Origin of the sequence: Paracoccus sediminilitoris (genome assembly GCF_003259195.1) — a bacterium.
In the GTDB taxonomy this organism is placed as follows: domain Bacteria; phylum Pseudomonadota; class Alphaproteobacteria; order Rhodobacterales; family Rhodobacteraceae; genus Paracoccus; species Paracoccus sediminilitoris.
In genome coordinates, this window is the sequence record NZ_QJPK01000001.1 from 383,137 (window position 1) to 399,000 (window position 15,864).

Below are 15,864 nucleotides of genomic sequence, written 5' to 3' on the forward strand. Positions count from 1 at the left end.
CAGGAAAAGGGCCGGGACAATGACCGTGATGCATGGACTGTCCGCCTTTCCCATCACCCCCACCGATGATGACGGAAATCCGATCGCATCCGAACTGGCGGGGCTGATCGACCGGCTGGACCGCGCCGGCGTGGACAGCATCGGCATCCTGGGTTCGACCGGCGGCTATGCCTATCTGACGCCGGATCAGCGGATGCGGGCCGCCGACATCGCGCTGGACGCGGCGCAGGTGCCGGTCATCGTGGGCGTCGGTGCGCTCCGCAGCGACGTGTCGGCGCGGCTGGCCCGCCATGCCGCCGATGCGGGCGCGGCGGGACTGCTGCTGGCGCCCGTGTCCTATACACCCCTGACCGAGGACGAGGTCTTTGGACATTTCCAGACCGTCGCGGGGGCGTCGGACCTGCCGATCTGCATCTACAACAACCCCTCAACCACGCATTTCACCTTTAGTTCGGCCCTGCTGGCGCGTCTGGCGACCCTGCCGCAGGTGACGGCGGTCAAAATGCCCCTGCCTGCGGATGGCGATTGCGCGGGCCAGATCGCAGGGCTGCGCGCCGACCTGCCGCAGGGTTTCGCCATCGGTTACAGCGGCGACTGGCGCTGCGCCGACGCCTTGCTGGCGGGCGCGGATGCCTGGTTCAGCGTCGCAGCGGGGTTGTGGGCTGAACAGTCGCTGATGCTGGCCCGAGCGGCGATGGCCGGCGATCGGGCGCTGACCGCCGAATGGCAGGCCAGGTTCCAGCCGCTCTGGGACCTGTTCATGGCGCATGGCAGCCTGCACGTCGTCTTTGCCGCCGCCCGCATCATGGGCCTGACGACCGCCCTGCCCCCGCGCCCACTGCTGCCGCTGCCCCATGACCTGACCCCGTGCGTCAAGGCCGCCATCACCGCGCTGGAGGGTTGATGACGCCATGTTGGCGTTAGCATACCGTTGCATACCAATTGCGAATCCGGGTCGGCGCCGCTACAACCCGCCTGAAACCGTGAGGGAGCGACCCGATGACCAAGACCCGTACCGAAACCGACAGCTTTGGCCCGCTGGACGTCGATGCGTCGAAATACTGGGGCGCTCAGACGCAGCGGTCCATCATCAACTTCCCGATTGGCTGGGAGCGCCAGCCCGTCGCCATCATCCGCGCGCTTGGCGCGATCAAGCTGGCCGCGGCCCGTGTGAACCGCGCCAATGGCGATCTGCCCGCCGATCTGGCCGATGCCATGGAACAGGCCGCAACCGAGGTGTTCCAGGGCAAGTTCGATGACAACTTCCCGCTGGTCGTCTGGCAGACGGGTTCGGGCACCCAGTCGAACATGAACGCCAACGAGGTCATCAGCAACCGCGCGATCGAGATCATGGGTGGAGAGATGGGCAGCAAGAAGCCCGTCCACCCCAATGACCACTGCAACATGGGCCAGTCCTCGAACGACACCTTCCCGACGGCGATGCATGTGGGCATCGGCATGATGGCGCGCGACGTGCTGCTGCCGGGCCTGGACAAGCTGGCCGCCGCGCTGGAGGCCAAGTCGGAAGAATTCAAGGACATCATCAAGATCGGCCGCACCCATACGCAGGACGCGACGCCCCTGACGCTTGGCCAGGAATTTGGCGGCTATGCCCATCAGGTCCGCAAGGGGATCGAGCGGGTGAAATCCTGCCTGCCCGACATCTATGAACTGGCGCAGGGCGGCACCGCCGTCGGCACGGGCCTGAACACCAAGAAGGGCTGGGACACGGCCATCGCTGCGGAAATCGCCAAGATCACCGATCTGCCCTTCGTCACCGCCCCGAACAAGTTCGAGGCGTTGGCCGCCCATGACGCGATGGTCATGTTCTCGGGCGCGCTAAAGACGGTGGCGGCGTCGCTTTTCAAGATTGCCAACGACATGCGCCTGCTGGGATCGGGCCCGCGTTCGGGCCTGGGCGAGCTGATCCTGCCGGAAAACGAACCCGGTTCCTCGATCATGCCGGGCAAGGTGAACCCCACCCAGGCCGAGGCGCTGACCATGGTCTGCGCCCATGTCATGGGCAATGACGCGGCCATCGGTTTCGCCGGGTCGCAGGGGCATTTCGAACTGAACGTCTATAACCCGATGATGTCCTACAACCTGATGCAGTCGATGCAGCTTCTGGGCAATGCGGCCGGCAGCTTTACCGACAACATGGTCGTCGGCACCAAGGCCAATGTCGAGCGCATCGAAAAGCTGATGAAGGAATCGCTGATGCTGGTCACGGCGCTGGCCCCCACCATCGGTTATGACAATGCCACCAAGGTCGCCAAGACCGCGCATAAAAACGGCACCACCCTGCGCGAAGAGGCGATCAACCTGGGCTTCGTCGATGGTGAAACCTTCGACCGCGTCGTGCGCCCCGAAGACATGATCAGCCCCAAGGGCTGATCGCCGACCCGGGCGGGGCCGCAAGGTCCCGCCCTTTTTGCGAAAGGCACCGGCATGGTCCACGTTATCAACCTGCGCACCGCCCGCAAGCAGCGCGACCGCGACCAGAAGCGGTCCGAAGCCGATGCCAGCGCCGCCAGACACGGCGAGGCAAAGCCCGTGCGCGACCTGCGCAAAGCCAATGCCGAAAACGACGCCGCCCGACTGGATGGGCACAAGCGCGATGATTGACCTGCCGCCCATGTCGCAACCGGCCAAGCGGTCGGTGACGATCGACGGGCACCGGACCTCGGTCTCGCTTGAGGATCCGTTCTGGCGGCTGCTGACCGCCGAGGCCGCGTCGCGCGACATGACCCGTGCGGCGCTGATCGGAAAGATCGACCATGCCCGCCCCCCCGATGTCGGATTGGCCACCGCCCTGCGGCTGTTCGTGCTGCATTGCCTAACGACCAAGGATTGACCCCATGCAGGACCCCGCCCGCCACCGCGACGCCTATGCCGTCTTCCAGCCCATGCAGACCCGCTGGCGCGACAACGACCAGTTCGGCCACATGTATAATGCAACCTATCTGGAGTTGTTCGACGAGGCGATGAACATGTCGCTGATCGACCGGGGGTTCCTGGACCATGTATCCGGGGCGCCGATCATGGTGGTGGTCGAAAACGGCTGCCAGTTCCTGCGCGAGGTCGCCTATCCCGACCGCCTGACCATCGGCCTGCGCGTGGCCCATATCGGCCGCAGCTCGACCCGGTTCGAGATGGGGATGTTCCGCGCCGATGACGATGTCGAATCGGCGCGGTCGCATTTCGTCATGGTCACCGTCGACAGCGCGACCCGCCGCCCCGTCGCCATTCCTGACGATCAGCGCGCCGCGCTGGAGACCATGCGCAAGCCCTAGCGCAGGTCCGGCAGGACGTGGTCCTTGAACCGTTCGCGCAGGGTCATCTTGCTGATCTTGCCGGTGGCGGTCAGGGGCATTTCCTCGACATAGACGACGTCGTCGGGGAATTGCCAACGCGCCAGATGCGTTTCCAGCGTGGTGCAGATCTCCTCCAGCGTGGGGCGTGCATCACCCGCGCATTTCACCACCATCAACGGGCGTTCGTCCCATTTGGGATGCGGCATGGCGATCACCGCGCATTGCGCGACGCCCGGATGCGCCAGGGCCAGGTTCTCCACGTCGATCGAGCTGATCCATTCCCCGCCCGACTTGATCAGGTCCTTGGCCCGGTCGCGCAGGGTCAGCGTGCTGTCCGGGGCGATCGAGGCGATGTCGCCCGTCCCGAACCAGCCGTCCTTGTCGATGGCCTTGGCGCTGGCCTCGGGGTTCTTGTAATACCCGGCGGCGACCGTGCTGCCGCGCACATACAGTTCGCCCATTGCCTTGCCGTCATGGGGCTGGTGGGTGCCGTCATCGCCGATGATCTTCATCTCGACCCCGAAGACGCGCCGCCCTTGGGTCTGTTTCAGGTCCATGCGGCGATCGAAGGGCAGGTCGCGCTTGTCGGCGCTCAGCGATCCCTGGCTGCCCAGGGGCGAGGTTTCGGTCATCCCCCAGGCGTGGTTCACGTCGATGCCCAGCTTTTCGAAGCCTTCGGTCAGGCTGCGTGGCATGGCGCTGCCGCCGACGACGATATGGCGCAGCGCGTCGGGCTTGGCGCCGCGCGCCTTCATCTCGGCGTAAAGCCCCTGCCAGATCGTGGGCACGCCCCAGGCGCTCTGGACGCGCTCGGACTGGCACAGGTCCCACAGGCTGGCCCCGTCCAGATGCGGCCCCGGCATGACCAAGCTGGCCCCGATCAGCGGCGCGGTGAAGGGCAAGCCCCAGGCATTGACGTGAAATAGCGGCACGACGGGCAGGATGCGCGGCTGGATGCCCAGATCCGGTCCCAGCACGGCCGCCGTCGCCAGCGAGTGCAGCATGTTCGAACGGTGCGAATAGAGCGTCCCCTTGGGGTCGCCCGTCGTCCCCGAAGTATAGCACAGCCCCGAGGCCGTGGTTTCGGGGAATTCCGGCCATTCGCGATCCGTCGCCCGCCCCTCAAGCAGGTCTTCATAGCACAGGGCATCAAGGCCGTTTTCGGGCATATGCGCGCGGTCGGTCATGATGACGAAGCGCATCGGCGGCAGCTGGTCCTTCAGCTTTTCCAACAGCGGCACGAAGGTCAGGTCGGTGAACAGCATGCCGTCGCCCGCGTGATGGGCGATGAAGCCCATCTGTTCGGGCGACAGGCGCGGGTTGATCGTGTGGCAGACAGCCCCGATGGCCGGCACGGCGTGATAGATTTCCAGATGGCGGTGCCCATTCCAGGCCAGCGTCGCGACCCGGTCGCCCATGCCGATGCTCAGATCCTGCAGGGCCAGCGACAATTGCACAGCGCGGGCGCGGGTCTGGGCCCATCCCTGCCGGTGCAAATCGCCCTCGACCCTGCGCGAGACGATCTCGGAATTGGGGAAACTTTCTGCCGCGAAATCCAGCAGGCTGCTCTGCAGCAGCGGGCGGTTCATCATCAGGCCGTCCATGGGCGTCTCCTCCTTAGTCCTCGGGACGCATGATGGCTGGAATGACGCGCGGTGCAACCCGCCATAGCGGGCTGCCACCGTGAATGCCGCAGGGTCAGGCGGCCATCAGGCGGCGCTGATATGGGTCGAGGTCAGGTCCAGAAGCACGCGGTCGTCCTGATCGCGCACCTCGGTGCGCACGGTCGACAGGCGCCGCCCGCGCTTGACCCAACGCGCGGTGGCCGTCAGCACACCGTCGCGCCGATTGGCCAGCAAGTGACCGTTCAGCGTCACAGCGACGGGAAAGCTGTCCATCCCCTCGCGGACCTGTTCGCCGCCCAAGACAAGGTTCGTGGCGACGACGTCGGCAAACCAGATTAGGGCGCCTGCATGGATGGTGCCAAAGGGGTTCAGGATGCCCGCCTGAACCTGCATCTCGCCTTCGGCCTCGGTGTCGCTGACACCCAGAATGTCGAATTGGATCTGTCCTGATAGGCTGCGTTCCGCCATCTCGGCTCTCCTTCTTGCGGGGTTGGGGCCTTCTGCGTTGAAACAACGCGCTGCACCGGGGGGGCGGTTCGCCCGGTTCGCGCTAAATTGCGCGGACCGGTGCGGTCCGCGCGGTCGGCGTCACCCCAGGCGCGCGATCAGCGCCGAGGTGTCCCAGCGGCCGCCGCCCATCTTCTGGACATCCTTGTAGAACTGATCGACCAGCGCCGTCACTGGCAGCGAGGCCCCGATCTGGTCCCCCGTCGCCAGGCAGATGCCCAGATCCTTGCGCATCCAGTCGACGGCGAAACCGTGGTCGAACTCTCCCCGGTCCATGGTCTTGTGGCGGTTGACCATCTGCCAGCTGCCTGCCGCGCCCTGGCTGATGACCTCGACCACCTGCGACACGTCCAGCCCAGCCTTCTGCGCGAAGGCCAGCGATTCAGACAGACCCTGCACCAGCCCGGCAATGGCGATCTGGTTGCACATCTTGGTCATCTGCCCCGCGCCCACATCGCCCATCAGACGGCAGATCTTGGCATAGGCGTCGATCACCGGCGCCGCGCGGTCGAAATCATCCTGCGCGCCGCCGCACATGACCGACAGCTGGCCGTTCTCGGCCCCCGCCTGCCCGCCCGAAACCGGCGCGTCGATATAGCCGATCCCGGCCTTGGCGGCCTTTTCGGCCAGTTCGCGCGTCACCTGGGCCGAGACCGTGGTGTGATCGACAAAGACCGCGCCTTTCGACATGCCTGCAAAGGCGCCGTCCGGGCCAAGGCAGACCTGGCGCAGGTCGTCGTCATTGCCCACGCAAGCCATCACGAATTCGGCACCTTCTGCGGCCTGGCGGGGCGTGGGCTGATGCCGGCCCTCGTGATCGCGGGCCCAACGCTCCGCCTTGTCGGCGGTACGGTTGTAAACCGTCACCTGACGCCCCGCACGGGCCAGGTGACCCGCCATCGGGTACCCCATCACGCCCAATCCCAGAAACGCCGTTCGTGCCACGCTGTCCTCCTGTCGCGGTGATGCAGATGGCCCCGGCGCGTTGAACTGGCCGCTGACCTGTCTTATGCAGCACACCATCACCCACGCGCGCCGGGGTCAACCCGCGCCGCGCCGCCCTGCCCAAGGAACCGCCCCCGCATGCTGACCATGTTCCGCTGGCTTCTCAGGCTGACTGTCGCGTTGATCGTATTGCTGGTCCTGACCGTCACCCTGATCTGGTATTTCGCCATCCGGTCGCTGCCCGATTACGACGCCTCTTACCGGGTCGAGGGGATCACCGCCCCCGTCGAGATCGTCCGATCGACCGAGGACGTGCCCCATATCTTTGGCCAGAACGACCAGGACGTGTTCTTTGCCTTGGGGCTGGCCCATGCGCAGGATCGGCTGTTCCAGATGACGCTGCTGCGCCGCGCGGCCCAAGGCCGGCTGTCCGAGGTTCACGGCGCGCGCGCCTTGGGCGCGGACGACCTGGTGCGCCGGCTGGGGCTTTACCGCAACGCGCAGGCCTCATTTCAGTCGCAGGACGATGCCACCAAGGCCGCCCTGTCGGCCTATGCCGAAGGGGTGAACCAGTGGATCCGCATCGTCAATGACGGCGCGATGGGGCGTGGCGCACCGGAATTCTTCCTGTTTCCCGACACCATCTCCTATTGGCAACCCGCCGATTCGCTGGCCATCCTGAAGCTGATCGCCGCCAGCAGCAGCGATGCCGCCCAGTCCGAGATCCTGCGCGCCCGCCTGTCCCTGGCCTGGCCCGAGCATGGCCCCGAGGTGGTTTCTGCCAACCCCCTGCCCTCCTATGCCTCGCTGTTTCCAAGCGCGCGACTTGGCACGCCCGAACGCCGTGGCCAGCAGGGCGACGATCATCCGCTTGGCTTTCTGCATCCGGGCATGGTGCTGGGCGGCAATGCCTTTGCCGCCGATCCCGACCGCACGGCGGCGGGGGGGACGCTGCTGGCGAACGACCTGCATGCGGGGCTGACGGCGCCTTCGCTCTATTACCTGGCGCGGGTACAGCTTTCCTCGGGGGACGTGATCGGCGCGACCATCCCCGGCATGCCGCTGGTGCTGTCGGGGCGGTCCGCCAAGCTGTCCTGGGCGGTAACCCCAATGGCGATCGACGATGCCGACATCGCCATCGAAGAGGTGCAGCCCGGCAATTCCGACCGCTATCGCGGCCCGCAGGGCTGGACGGCGTTCCGTACCCGGACCGAGGTGATCCGCGTTCTGGACGGCCCCGCACGCACCATCACCCTGCGCGACACCCAGAACGGGCCTGTCGTTCCCCTACTGGCTGGCGGGCTGCGCGACGTGACGCCGTTGGGGCATGTGCCCTCGCTGCGCTGGACTGGCCTGTCGCGGCAGGACACCACCATGTCGGCGCTGATGGGCATGATGCGGTCGCCGTCCTCCGCCGATGCCGCCCGTGCCTTGTCGGGCGTGGTCGCCCCCGCCATCAACGTCACGCTGGCCGATCAGAAACGCGTCTCGCACGTCATGGCGGGCGCCTTGCCGACCCGCAGCCCCGATCACCCGACGGGCGGCACCCTGCCCAGCCCCGGCTGGCTGCCCGAAACGGCTTGGCAGGGCGCGACATCGCTGGCCGGGACGGCACAGGAACCCGATACGGGCGTCTCTTTCAGCACCGAGGAAGCACCCGGCCACCAGGTCCGCCTGGCGCGTCTGGAACGTCTGCTGGATGACCGCGAGGTTCATTCCCGCGACAGCTTCATCGCCGCCCAGCTGGATATCGTCAGCCCCGCCGCGCGTCGGCTGCTGCCGCTGGTGGGGGCCGATCTGTGGTTCACGGGTGAACCCGCAGCGCCGGGCACGACGGACCGTCAGCGCCAGGACGCGCTGGCCTTGCTGGCCGAATGGGACGGCGCCATGAGCGAGCATCTGCCCGAGCCGGTGATCTATACCGCCTGGATTGCCGCCCTGCAGGACCGGCTGATCCGCGACCGGATCGGACCACTGACCGACGACATCACCCGAATCCAGCCCGCCTTCATCGAGGCGGTCTATCGCAACCGCAACGGCGCCTCGCGCTGGTGCGACATCGCCCAAAGCGCCCCGGTCGAGGATTGTACCACCATCGCGCGCCAAGCGTTGGATCGCGCCATCCTGGACCTGACCGAGCATTTCGGGCCGGACGTGACAAGCTGGCGGTGGGGCGATCTGCATCAGGCGACGCATGTGCATCCGGGCCTGGGCGACCTGCCCGCGCTTGGCTGGATCATGAACATCCGCCAGACCATCTCGGGCGGGGATTTCACCATCGCGCAAAGCGGCCTTCTGGGCGACGGCAGCGATCCCTTCCGTGCCGAAGGCGGAGCGGGGTATCGCGGCGTCTATGACCTGGCCGATCCCGACAGTTCGGTTTTCATCGTGTCGACGGGACAATCGGGTCACCCGTTGTCGCGCCATTACGACGACCTGTCGGGCCTGTGGCGGCGCGGCGAATATATCGGCATGTCGCTGGACCCGCAGCTGGCCCGCGCCGCCGCCGCCGGTGTCACCCACCTGACACCCGAACCCTGACATGCGAAACGGGGGGCCAAAGGCCCCCCGTTCACGTCATCGATCCATAATGGATCAGAAGTGGATGGCCCGCCCATAGGCGTCCAGCACGGATTCATGCATCATCTCGGACAGGGTCGGATGCGGGAAGACGGTTTCCATCAAATCCTGTTCGGTCGTCTCCAGCTGACGACCGATGACATAACCCTGGATCAGTTCGGTCACCTCGGCACCAACCATATGCGCGCCCAGCAACTCGCCCGTCTTGGCGTCGAAGATGGTCTTGACCATGCCCTCGGGTTCGCCCAGCGCGATGGCCTTGCCGTTGCCGATAAAGGGGAAGCGGCCGACCTTGATGTCCAGCCCGGCTTCCTTGGCCTTCGCCTCGGTCAGGCCCACGGATGCGACCTGCGGCTGGCAATAGGTGCAGCCAGCGATGCTGCCCGGCTTGATCGGGTGGGGATGCTTGCCCGCGACCAGTTCGGCCACCATGACACCTTCGTGGCTGGCCTTGTGGGCAAGCCAAGGCGCGCCTGCCAGATCGCCGATGGCGTAGACACCCTCGACCCCGGTGCGGCAATATTCGTCGGTGACGACATGGGTGCGGTCGACCTTGATGCCGGCCTCTTCCAGGCCCAAGCCTTCGGTGTTGCCGACGATGCCGACAGCCGAGATCACGGTGTCGAATTCCATCGTTTCGGTCTTGCCGCCCGTTTCAATATGGGCGGTGACGGTGTCGCCCTTGCGGTCCAGCTTCTTGACGCTGGCCTTTTCCATGATCGTCATGCCCTGCTTGACGAACTGTTTCTTGGCAAAGGCGCTGATCTCGGCATCCTCGACGGGCAGAACGCGGTCCATGACCTCGACGACAGTGGTGTCGGCGCCCAGCGTGTTGAAGAAGCTGGCGAATTCGATGCCGATGGCGCCCGAACCGATGACCAGCAGCTTTTTCGGCATATGCGGCGGGTTCAGCGCATGCTTGTAGTTCCAGACCAGCTTGCCATCGGGTTCCAGCCCCGGCAGTTCGCGGGCGCGCGCGCCGGTGGCCAGGATGATCGACTTGGCGGTCAGTTCCTCGGTGCCCTTGTCTGTCTTGACGGTGACCTTGCCTTTGCCGGACAGGGTCGCATCGCCCATGATGGTCGTGACCTTGTTCTTCTTGAACAGGTGCCCGATGCCGCCCGACAGCTGCTTGGCGACGCCGCGCGACCGTTTCACGACGGCGGGCAGGTCATAGCCGATCTTGTCCGCGGACAGACCGAAATCCTTGGCACGCTCCATCAGATGGAAGACCTCGGCGCTGCGCAGCATGGCCTTGGTGGGGATGCATCCCCAATTGAGGCAGATGCCGCCCAGATGCTCACGCTCGACGCAGGCCACCTTCAGCCCAAGCTGCGCGCCGCGGATCGCGGCGACATAACCGCCCGGTCCGGCGCCAATCACCACCATATCGAAATTCTGGGCCATCATGTCCCCCGGCTGACTAAGAATAGTTCAGCGTTAAACCATTTGCCGCAAGGCGGCAAGCCGGGGGTCAGTCGCGCGGGTCGGCGGCCGGGGGCGGTGCATCCGGGGATGCATCGTTGTCGGATTGCGCCTCGTCCAGGACCGCCTCGACCGCGATGGTCGTGGCGGTGGTGCTGATAACGGCATAGCTGCCCTGTTCCTCGGGGGTCAGCGCACGGCGCTGCGTCGAACGCCAACCTGCATAGACCGTCAGAGCCAACAACAGGACACCCATATAGACCCAGTATCCGTCGGGCCCCATCATGCCCATCAGCCAACCGGTGATGATCGGCCCGCCCATCGACCCCAGCCCATAGATGAACAGCAGCCCCGCCGAGGCCGCCGCCATGTCCGACTGGTCCAGATAATCGTTGGTGTAGGCCAGCAGCAGCGCATAGATCGGGTTTGCCATGCCGCCCATCACGGCACCGGCGACGATCAGGCCCCATGTGCCGGGCTGCATCGCCACCACGACCAGCGACACGACACCTCCCGCCGCCGCCAGCATCAGCACCAGCCGCCGCCGGTCGTAGCGGTCGGAAATCCAGCCGATCGGGTATTGCAGCACCAGCCCGCCCGCATAGATCGCCGCCACAAAAATCGAGATCTGCGCCACCGACAGCCCGATCACCGCCCCCCAGACCGAGGACATGCCCGACAGCGACGCAAGCACCCCACCCATCAGGAAGATGCCCACGCAGCCCAAAGGCGATGCGCGGTAGAGGTCGCCAAAGGACATCCGCTTGATCGTCTCGAACTGGGGTGCGGGCTGGGCGGACAGCAGGATCGGCGTGAAGGCCAGCGACACCAGCACCGACGGAATGATGAACAGCAGGTAACCCGCCGGATCGCCCACGTTCAGCAGCGCCTGCGCCACCACGATGCCCAGCAGCTGCACGATCATATAGAGCGACAGCGCCTGGCCGCGATTTTCGTTGGTGGACCCCGCGTTCAGCCAGCTTTCCGCCGAGACATAGACCCCGCAGAAGCAGTAACCCAACAGGAAGCGCAGCACCGTCCAGCTGATCCAGTGCGGCTCGACCGCGTAAAGGACCAGTGCCGCCGAAATCAGCGACCCCAGCGCCGCGAAGACCCGCACATGGCCCACATTCTTGATCAGCGCCGGCACCGTCAGGCTGCCCAGCAGGAAACCGCCGTAATAGCCGGCCATGACGATGGACATCTGGAAGGTCGGAATGCCCTCGATGCCGCCGCGGATGCCCAGCAACGTGCCCTGCATGCCGTTGCCGACCATCAGCAACAGGATGCCCAGAAGCAGGGGCCAGGTAGTGCGCAACACCGAAATCATCACGGGTCTCGTTCGTCAGGGGTGGGACAGGTCCGAAGACGCTGCCCTATTGTGCAAAGGCCCATGATGCCAGCAGGAAAGCGACCTCAGGGGATCAGCAGCGACGCATCGCCATAGCTGAAGAAACGATACCTCCGCGCGACCGCATGCCCATAGATAGACATGATTTTTTCCGGTCCCATCAGGGCGGAAACCAGCATCATCAGCGTGGATTTGGGCAGGTGGAAGTTGGTCATCAGCGCGTCGGTCACCCGGAAGTGATGGCCGGGATAGATGAAGATGTCGGTCGTGCCGCGGAAGGGCGCGACGACGCCGTCGCCGGTCGCGGCCGATTCGATCAGCCGCAGCGCGGTGGTGCCCACCGGGATGACGCGCCGGCCTTCGGCCTTGGCGCGGGTGATGGCGGCGGCGGCATCCACGCTGACCTCGCCCCATTCGGCATGCATGCGGTGGGTGGTGACATCCTCGACCTTGACGGGCAGGAAGGTGCCCGCCCCCACATGCAGGGTGACATGGACGAATTCCACGCCGCGCGCCGTCAGCGCCGCCAGAAGCTCGTCGTCGAAATGCAGGCTGGCCGTGGGGGCCGCGACCGCGCCCTTGTTGGCCGCCCAGACGGTCTGGTAATCCTGATGATCCTGCGCATCGGGCGCCCGCAGCGAGGCGATATAGGGCGGCAGCGGCATGGCCCCCACCCGCGCCAGCGCCGCATCGAAGGCATCGCCCGTCGCATCGAAGACCAGCCGCAATTCGCCCTCGGCAATGTCTGCCACGGTGGCCGACAGATCGTCGCCAAAGCGGATCACCTCGCCCGGCTGCAGCTTGCGCAGGGGCTTGGCCAGCGCGCGCCAGCCCTCCGAGGCAGGCTCCAGCAGCGTCACCTCGATCCTGGCGCTGACATCGCCTTGGGGCGTCGAGCGGTGACGCGTTCCCGTCAGGCGGGCGGGAATGACCTTGGTGTCGTTCAGCACCAGCACATCGCCCGGCCCCAGAATGTCGGGCAGGTCGCTGACCCGGCGGTCGGCAATGTCGTCGCCCTGCGCCAGCAGCAGGCGTGCCGAACTGCGCGGCTTGGCGGGCCGCGTGGCGATCAGGTGTTCGGGCAGGTCGAAATCGAAATCGGACAGTTTCATGCAGGGGCTTCTGCGACGACGCGCGCAATCCGTCAAGCGCCCGTGATGTCCCACCAAAATCGTCGGACTTTACATGCCCTACCAATTCGATCAGATTACGCCCCGACAGGAGGCCCGCATGATCGTCTGCCAATGCACCGGAATTTCAGATCGCGATATCACCGCCGCCATCGACTGGATGCGCGCAGCGGACCCCGAAACGATCATCACGCCTGGCAAGATCTATCACGCCTTGGGAAAACGCGCCGATTGCGGAGGCTGCATGCCGCTGTTTCTGGACACGATGCGACGCTGCGATAAGGTGGGGGTCGCCCCGCCGATTTTGCGGGCCAGAACAGACAGCAGGAAGGAAACCCCCGATGAAGGGCGACGCCAAGGTCATCGACTATCTGAACGCCGCACTGCGGTCTGAACTGACGGCGGTCAGCCAGTACTGGCTGCATTACCGCCTGCAGGAAGACTGGGGTTTCGGGCGCATCGCCGAAAAATCGCGCGCCGAATCGATCGAGGAGATGAACCACGCCGATCGGCTGATCCAGCGGATCATCTTCCTGGAAGGGCATCCCAACCTGCAGAAACTGGACCCGCTGCGCATCGGCCAGGACCTCAAGGAAACGCTGGAATCGGATCTTGCCGGGGAACATGACGCGCGCAATCTTTATATCGAGGCGCGCGATCACTGCGACAGCGTCGGCGATTACGTCAGCAAGGTCCTGTTCGAGGAACTGATCGCGGATGAGGAAGGCCATATCGACTTCCTTGAAACGCAACTGTCACTCTATGACACCATCGGTGCCCAGAACTATGGCATGCTGAACGCAAAACCCGCGCCCGACGCCGAAACTCACGCCGAATAAGGGGGGCCCGCCCCTTACGCCAACCAGTCGCGGGCCAGGTCGGGCAGATCGTCGAAATGGGCCAGCAGGGCCTCGGGGGCCAGGCGGGAAATCGCCTCGCCTTCGGGTCCGAAAGCCACCAGCGCGACCTTGACGCCCGCGGCCGCCGCGGTCTTGCGGTCGGTTTCCGTATCCCCCACCAGGAAGGATGCCGCGACCTGGCCCCCTGCCCCTTCGACCGCCGCCTGATAAGGGCGCGGATCGGGCTTGCGCACCGGCAGCGTATCGGCCGCGATCATCGCGCCAAAGCGGTCGCGGATGCCCAGTTCCCGCAGCAGGCTCTCGGCCAAGGCGCCCGGCTTGTTGGTGCAGATGGCCAGCCGGAAACCCTGATCGTCCAGCCGGTCCAACGCTTGCAGAACGCCGGGATACAGCCGCGTATGCACCGCGATGCTGTCGCCGTAATGGCCCAGCAGGCTGTGATAATCCTGATCCTCGGCGCCGGGCGGCAGCAGGGTATCGGCGGGCATCCGGTCATATCCCGCGCGCAGCATCGCCTTGCCGCCATGGAACGCGATCAGCGCGTCATCCACAGGATGCAGCAGATCGCCCAAGCCCCGCGCGCGGAAACAGGCATTGGCCGCCGCGATCAGATCCCCCGAGGTATCCGCCAAAGTCCCGTCCAGGTCGAAGACCACCGTGCCCGCCATGCTATCCCCTTACGAAATGTTCCGAAAACAAAGGTGAATGCGCCGGGTCTTTCCAGCGCCCCCCCACCCGATTAGAACGCGAGCGAACGAATGCAAACAGACGATGAGGGCGGAATGGCGGAAAATGCAGTAGCGGTGGTGATCTTGGCCGCAGGTCAGGGCAGCCGGATGCAGTCGGACCTGCCCAAGGTTCTGCACCGCCTTGGGGGCGTCCCGCTGTTCGGCCACGCGCTGGCCGCCGCCCGCAGCCTGGAACCCGAACAGGTGATCGTCGTCACCGGCCATGGCAGCGACCGTGTCACCAAGGCGCTGGCCAAGCTGGACCCCGAGGCCCGCACCGTTCTGCAGAAAGAACAGCTGGGCACGGGCCATGCCGTCCGCCAGACCCTGCCCGAACTGGAAGGCTTCGAGGGCAAGGTGATCGTCCTTTACGGCGATACCCCCTTCATCGGAGAAGATACCTTGGCCGCCATCGCCAGCCACGGCAGCGATCTGGTCGTGCTGGGCTTCGAGGCCGCCGATCCGGGCCGCTATGGCCGCCTGATCGTCACCGACCGGGGCCTTGAACGCATCGTCGAGTTCAAGGATGCGGATGCCGCCACCCGTGACATCGCACTGTGCAACTCCGGCGTCATGGCGCTGGACGCCAGCCTGCTGCGCCAGCTGATCGGGAAGCTGACGAACGACAACGCCGCGGGCGAATACTACCTGACCGACCTGGTGGCGCTGGCCCGCGCCGAAGGGTGCCGCGCCGATGTCGTCATCTGCGACGAGGAAGAGACCCTGGGCATCAACACCCGCGCCGAACTGGCGCAGGCCGAACGCACCTTTCAGGCCCGCGCCCGCGCCCGCGCATTGGAGGATGGCGTCACCCTGACCGATCCCGACAGCGTCTGGTTCGCGCTGGACACCTTTATCGGGCGCGACGCGATCATCGGCCCGAATGTCGTCTTCGGCCCCGGTGTCACCATCGAATCCGAGGCCGAGGTCCTGCCTTTTTGCCATCTGGAAGGCTGCCATGTGTCGTCGGGGGCCACGGTCGGCCCCTTTGCCCGCTTGCGCCCCGGCGCGGAACTGGGCGGCGACGTGCATGTCGGCAATTTCGTCGAGATCAAGAACGCGGTGCTGGACGAAGGCGTCAAGGTCGGCCACCTGACCTATCTGGGCGATGCCCATGTGGGCGAGGCCACGAATATCGGCGCAGGCACCATCACCTGCAACTATGACGGCGTGATGAAGCACCGGACCGAGATCGGCGCCCGCGCCTTCATCGGCAGCGACACGATGCTGGTTGCGCCCGTGCGGATCGGCGACGATGCCATGACCGGGTCGGGTTCGGTCATCACGCAGGACGTGCCGGACGGCGCGCTGGCCATCGGCCGCGCCCGCCAGGCCAACAAGCCCGGCTTTGCAACCCGCCTGATGGCCGCCCTGCGCGCCAAGAAAGAGGCCAAGTAAC

Annotated in this window: 16 protein-coding genes; 9 read left to right on the plus strand and 7 right to left on the minus strand. The window is 65.8% G+C overall.

Annotated features, from left to right (window positions below; translation table 11 throughout):
* The first annotated feature begins 19 nt into the window (after positions 1-19).
* From DKT70_RS01845 to DKT70_RS01865, 5 genes are all read left to right on the plus strand, one after another.
* Positions 20-904, plus strand: coding sequence for a dihydrodipicolinate synthase family protein (locus tag DKT70_RS01845; RefSeq protein ID WP_111557541.1), 885 nt, complete (start codon positions 20-22; stop codon positions 902-904).
* Between the two features lie 95 nt (positions 905-999).
* Positions 1,000-2,394, plus strand: a complete 1,395-nt coding sequence (fumC, locus tag DKT70_RS01850) for a class II fumarate hydratase (RefSeq protein WP_111557542.1) — start codon at positions 1,000-1,002, stop codon at positions 2,392-2,394.
* A gap of 54 nt (positions 2,395-2,448) precedes the next feature.
* Positions 2,449-2,625, plus strand: a complete 177-nt coding sequence (locus DKT70_RS01855; protein ID WP_111557543.1) for a DUF4169 family protein — start codon at positions 2,449-2,451, stop codon at positions 2,623-2,625.
* Between the two features lie 10 nt (positions 2,626-2,635).
* Entirely contained in the window at positions 2,636-2,854 is a 219-nt protein-coding gene (locus DKT70_RS01860; protein WP_233490384.1) for a ribbon-helix-helix domain-containing protein, read from the plus strand.
* A gap of 4 nt (positions 2,855-2,858) precedes the next feature.
* The gene (locus DKT70_RS01865; RefSeq protein ID WP_111557545.1) at positions 2,859-3,293 is read left to right on the plus strand and encodes an acyl-CoA thioesterase; all 435 of its coding nucleotides are present in this window, start codon (positions 2,859-2,861) and stop codon (positions 3,291-3,293) included.
* Here the strand turns inward: DKT70_RS01865 and DKT70_RS01870 are convergent.
* The 3 genes from DKT70_RS01870 to DKT70_RS01880 all read right to left on the minus strand — a co-directional run bounded on the left by DKT70_RS01870 (position 3,290) and on the right by DKT70_RS01880 (position 6,391).
* Complete coding sequence (locus tag DKT70_RS01870) at positions 3,290-4,918, minus strand: long-chain fatty acid--CoA ligase (RefSeq protein WP_111557546.1); 1,629 nt, start codon at positions 4,916-4,918, stop codon at positions 3,290-3,292. The two genes, DKT70_RS01865 and DKT70_RS01870, sit on opposite strands and share 4 nt — an antisense overlap.
* A 105-nt stretch (positions 4,919-5,023) precedes the next feature.
* Positions 5,024-5,407, minus strand: coding sequence for a PaaI family thioesterase (locus DKT70_RS01875; RefSeq protein ID WP_111557547.1), 384 nt, complete (start codon positions 5,405-5,407; stop codon positions 5,024-5,026).
* Between the two features lie 120 nt (positions 5,408-5,527).
* Positions 5,528-6,391, minus strand: a complete 864-nt coding sequence (locus DKT70_RS01880) for an NAD(P)-dependent oxidoreductase (RefSeq protein ID WP_111557548.1) — start codon at positions 6,389-6,391, stop codon at positions 5,528-5,530.
* A 138-nt stretch (positions 6,392-6,529) separates the two neighbouring features.
* Between DKT70_RS01880 and DKT70_RS01885 the strand changes: the two genes are divergently transcribed.
* Positions 6,530-8,932, plus strand: a complete 2,403-nt coding sequence (locus tag DKT70_RS01885) for a penicillin acylase family protein (RefSeq protein ID WP_111557549.1) — start codon at positions 6,530-6,532, stop codon at positions 8,930-8,932.
* Between the two features lie 54 nt (positions 8,933-8,986).
* Here the strand turns inward: DKT70_RS01885 and lpdA are convergent, their stop codons facing one another.
* The 3 genes from lpdA to queA all read right to left on the minus strand — a co-directional run bounded on the left by lpdA (position 8,987) and on the right by queA (position 12,859).
* Positions 8,987-10,381, minus strand: a complete 1,395-nt coding sequence (gene lpdA / locus DKT70_RS01890) for a dihydrolipoyl dehydrogenase (RefSeq protein ID WP_111557550.1) — start codon at positions 10,379-10,381, stop codon at positions 8,987-8,989.
* A 64-nt stretch (positions 10,382-10,445) separates the two neighbouring features.
* Positions 10,446-11,726, minus strand: a complete 1,281-nt coding sequence (locus DKT70_RS01895; RefSeq protein WP_111557551.1) for an MFS transporter — start codon at positions 11,724-11,726, stop codon at positions 10,446-10,448.
* A gap of 86 nt (positions 11,727-11,812) precedes the next feature.
* On the minus strand, positions 11,813-12,859 hold the full coding sequence (queA, locus tag DKT70_RS01900) for a tRNA preQ1(34) S-adenosylmethionine ribosyltransferase-isomerase QueA (protein ID WP_111557552.1): 1,047 nt from the start codon (positions 12,857-12,859) through the stop codon (positions 11,813-11,815).
* Between the two features lie 118 nt (positions 12,860-12,977).
* Between queA and DKT70_RS01905 the strand changes: the two genes are divergently transcribed.
* Complete coding sequence (locus DKT70_RS01905; protein ID WP_111557553.1) at positions 12,978-13,271, plus strand: (2Fe-2S)-binding protein; 294 nt, start codon at positions 12,978-12,980, stop codon at positions 13,269-13,271.
* Positions 13,219-13,716: a bacterioferritin gene (gene bfr, locus DKT70_RS01910; RefSeq protein WP_111557554.1), complete on the plus strand. Its 498-nt coding sequence runs from the start codon at positions 13,219-13,221 to the stop codon at positions 13,714-13,716. The genes DKT70_RS01905 and bfr overlap by 53 nt, the downstream gene beginning before the upstream one ends.
* A gap of 14 nt (positions 13,717-13,730) precedes the next feature.
* On the opposite strand, the gene DKT70_RS01915 is transcribed toward bfr, so the two are convergent.
* Entirely contained in the window at positions 13,731-14,405 is a 675-nt protein-coding gene (locus DKT70_RS01915) for an HAD-IA family hydrolase (protein WP_111557555.1), read from the minus strand.
* A 114-nt stretch (positions 14,406-14,519) separates the two neighbouring features.
* Between DKT70_RS01915 and glmU the strand changes: the two genes are divergently transcribed.
* Positions 14,520-15,863 carry a bifunctional UDP-N-acetylglucosamine diphosphorylase/glucosamine-1-phosphate N-acetyltransferase GlmU gene (gene glmU, locus DKT70_RS01920; RefSeq protein ID WP_111557556.1) on the plus strand — a complete coding sequence of 448 codons (1,344 nt, stop codon included), beginning with the start codon at positions 14,520-14,522 and terminating at the stop codon, positions 15,861-15,863.
* Position 15,864: the final 1 nt, after the last annotated feature.

Coding starts and splice junctions, on each gene's coding strand:
- DKT70_RS01845 (WP_111557541.1), top strand. CDS start 20: ATGACCGTGATGCATGGACTGTCCGCCTTTCCCATCACCCCCACCGAT.
- fumC (WP_111557542.1), top strand. CDS start 1,000: ATGACCAAGACCCGTACCGAAACCGACAGCTTTGGCCCGCTGGACGTC.
- DKT70_RS01855 (WP_111557543.1), top strand. CDS start 2,449: ATGGTCCACGTTATCAACCTGCGCACCGCCCGCAAGCAGCGCGACCGC.
- DKT70_RS01860 (WP_233490384.1), top strand. CDS start 2,636: ATGTCGCAACCGGCCAAGCGGTCGGTGACGATCGACGGGCACCGGACC.
- DKT70_RS01865 (WP_111557545.1), top strand. CDS start 2,859: ATGCAGGACCCCGCCCGCCACCGCGACGCCTATGCCGTCTTCCAGCCC.
- DKT70_RS01870 (WP_111557546.1), bottom strand. CDS start 4,918: ATGGACGGCCTGATGATGAACCGCCCGCTGCTGCAGAGCAGCCTGCTG.
- DKT70_RS01875 (WP_111557547.1), bottom strand. CDS start 5,407: ATGGCGGAACGCAGCCTATCAGGACAGATCCAATTCGACATTCTGGGT.
- DKT70_RS01885 (WP_111557549.1), top strand. CDS start 6,530: ATGCTGACCATGTTCCGCTGGCTTCTCAGGCTGACTGTCGCGTTGATC.
- lpdA (WP_111557550.1), bottom strand. CDS start 10,381: ATGATGGCCCAGAATTTCGATATGGTGGTGATTGGCGCCGGACCGGGC.
- DKT70_RS01895 (WP_111557551.1), bottom strand. CDS start 11,726: ATGATTTCGGTGTTGCGCACTACCTGGCCCCTGCTTCTGGGCATCCTG.
- queA (WP_111557552.1), bottom strand. CDS start 12,859: ATGAAACTGTCCGATTTCGATTTCGACCTGCCCGAACACCTGATCGCC.
- DKT70_RS01905 (WP_111557553.1), top strand. CDS start 12,978: ATGATCGTCTGCCAATGCACCGGAATTTCAGATCGCGATATCACCGCC.
- bfr (WP_111557554.1), top strand. CDS start 13,219: ATGAAGGGCGACGCCAAGGTCATCGACTATCTGAACGCCGCACTGCGG.
- DKT70_RS01915 (WP_111557555.1), bottom strand. CDS start 14,405: ATGGCGGGCACGGTGGTCTTCGACCTGGACGGGACTTTGGCGGATACC.
- glmU (WP_111557556.1), top strand. CDS start 14,520: ATGGCGGAAAATGCAGTAGCGGTGGTGATCTTGGCCGCAGGTCAGGGC.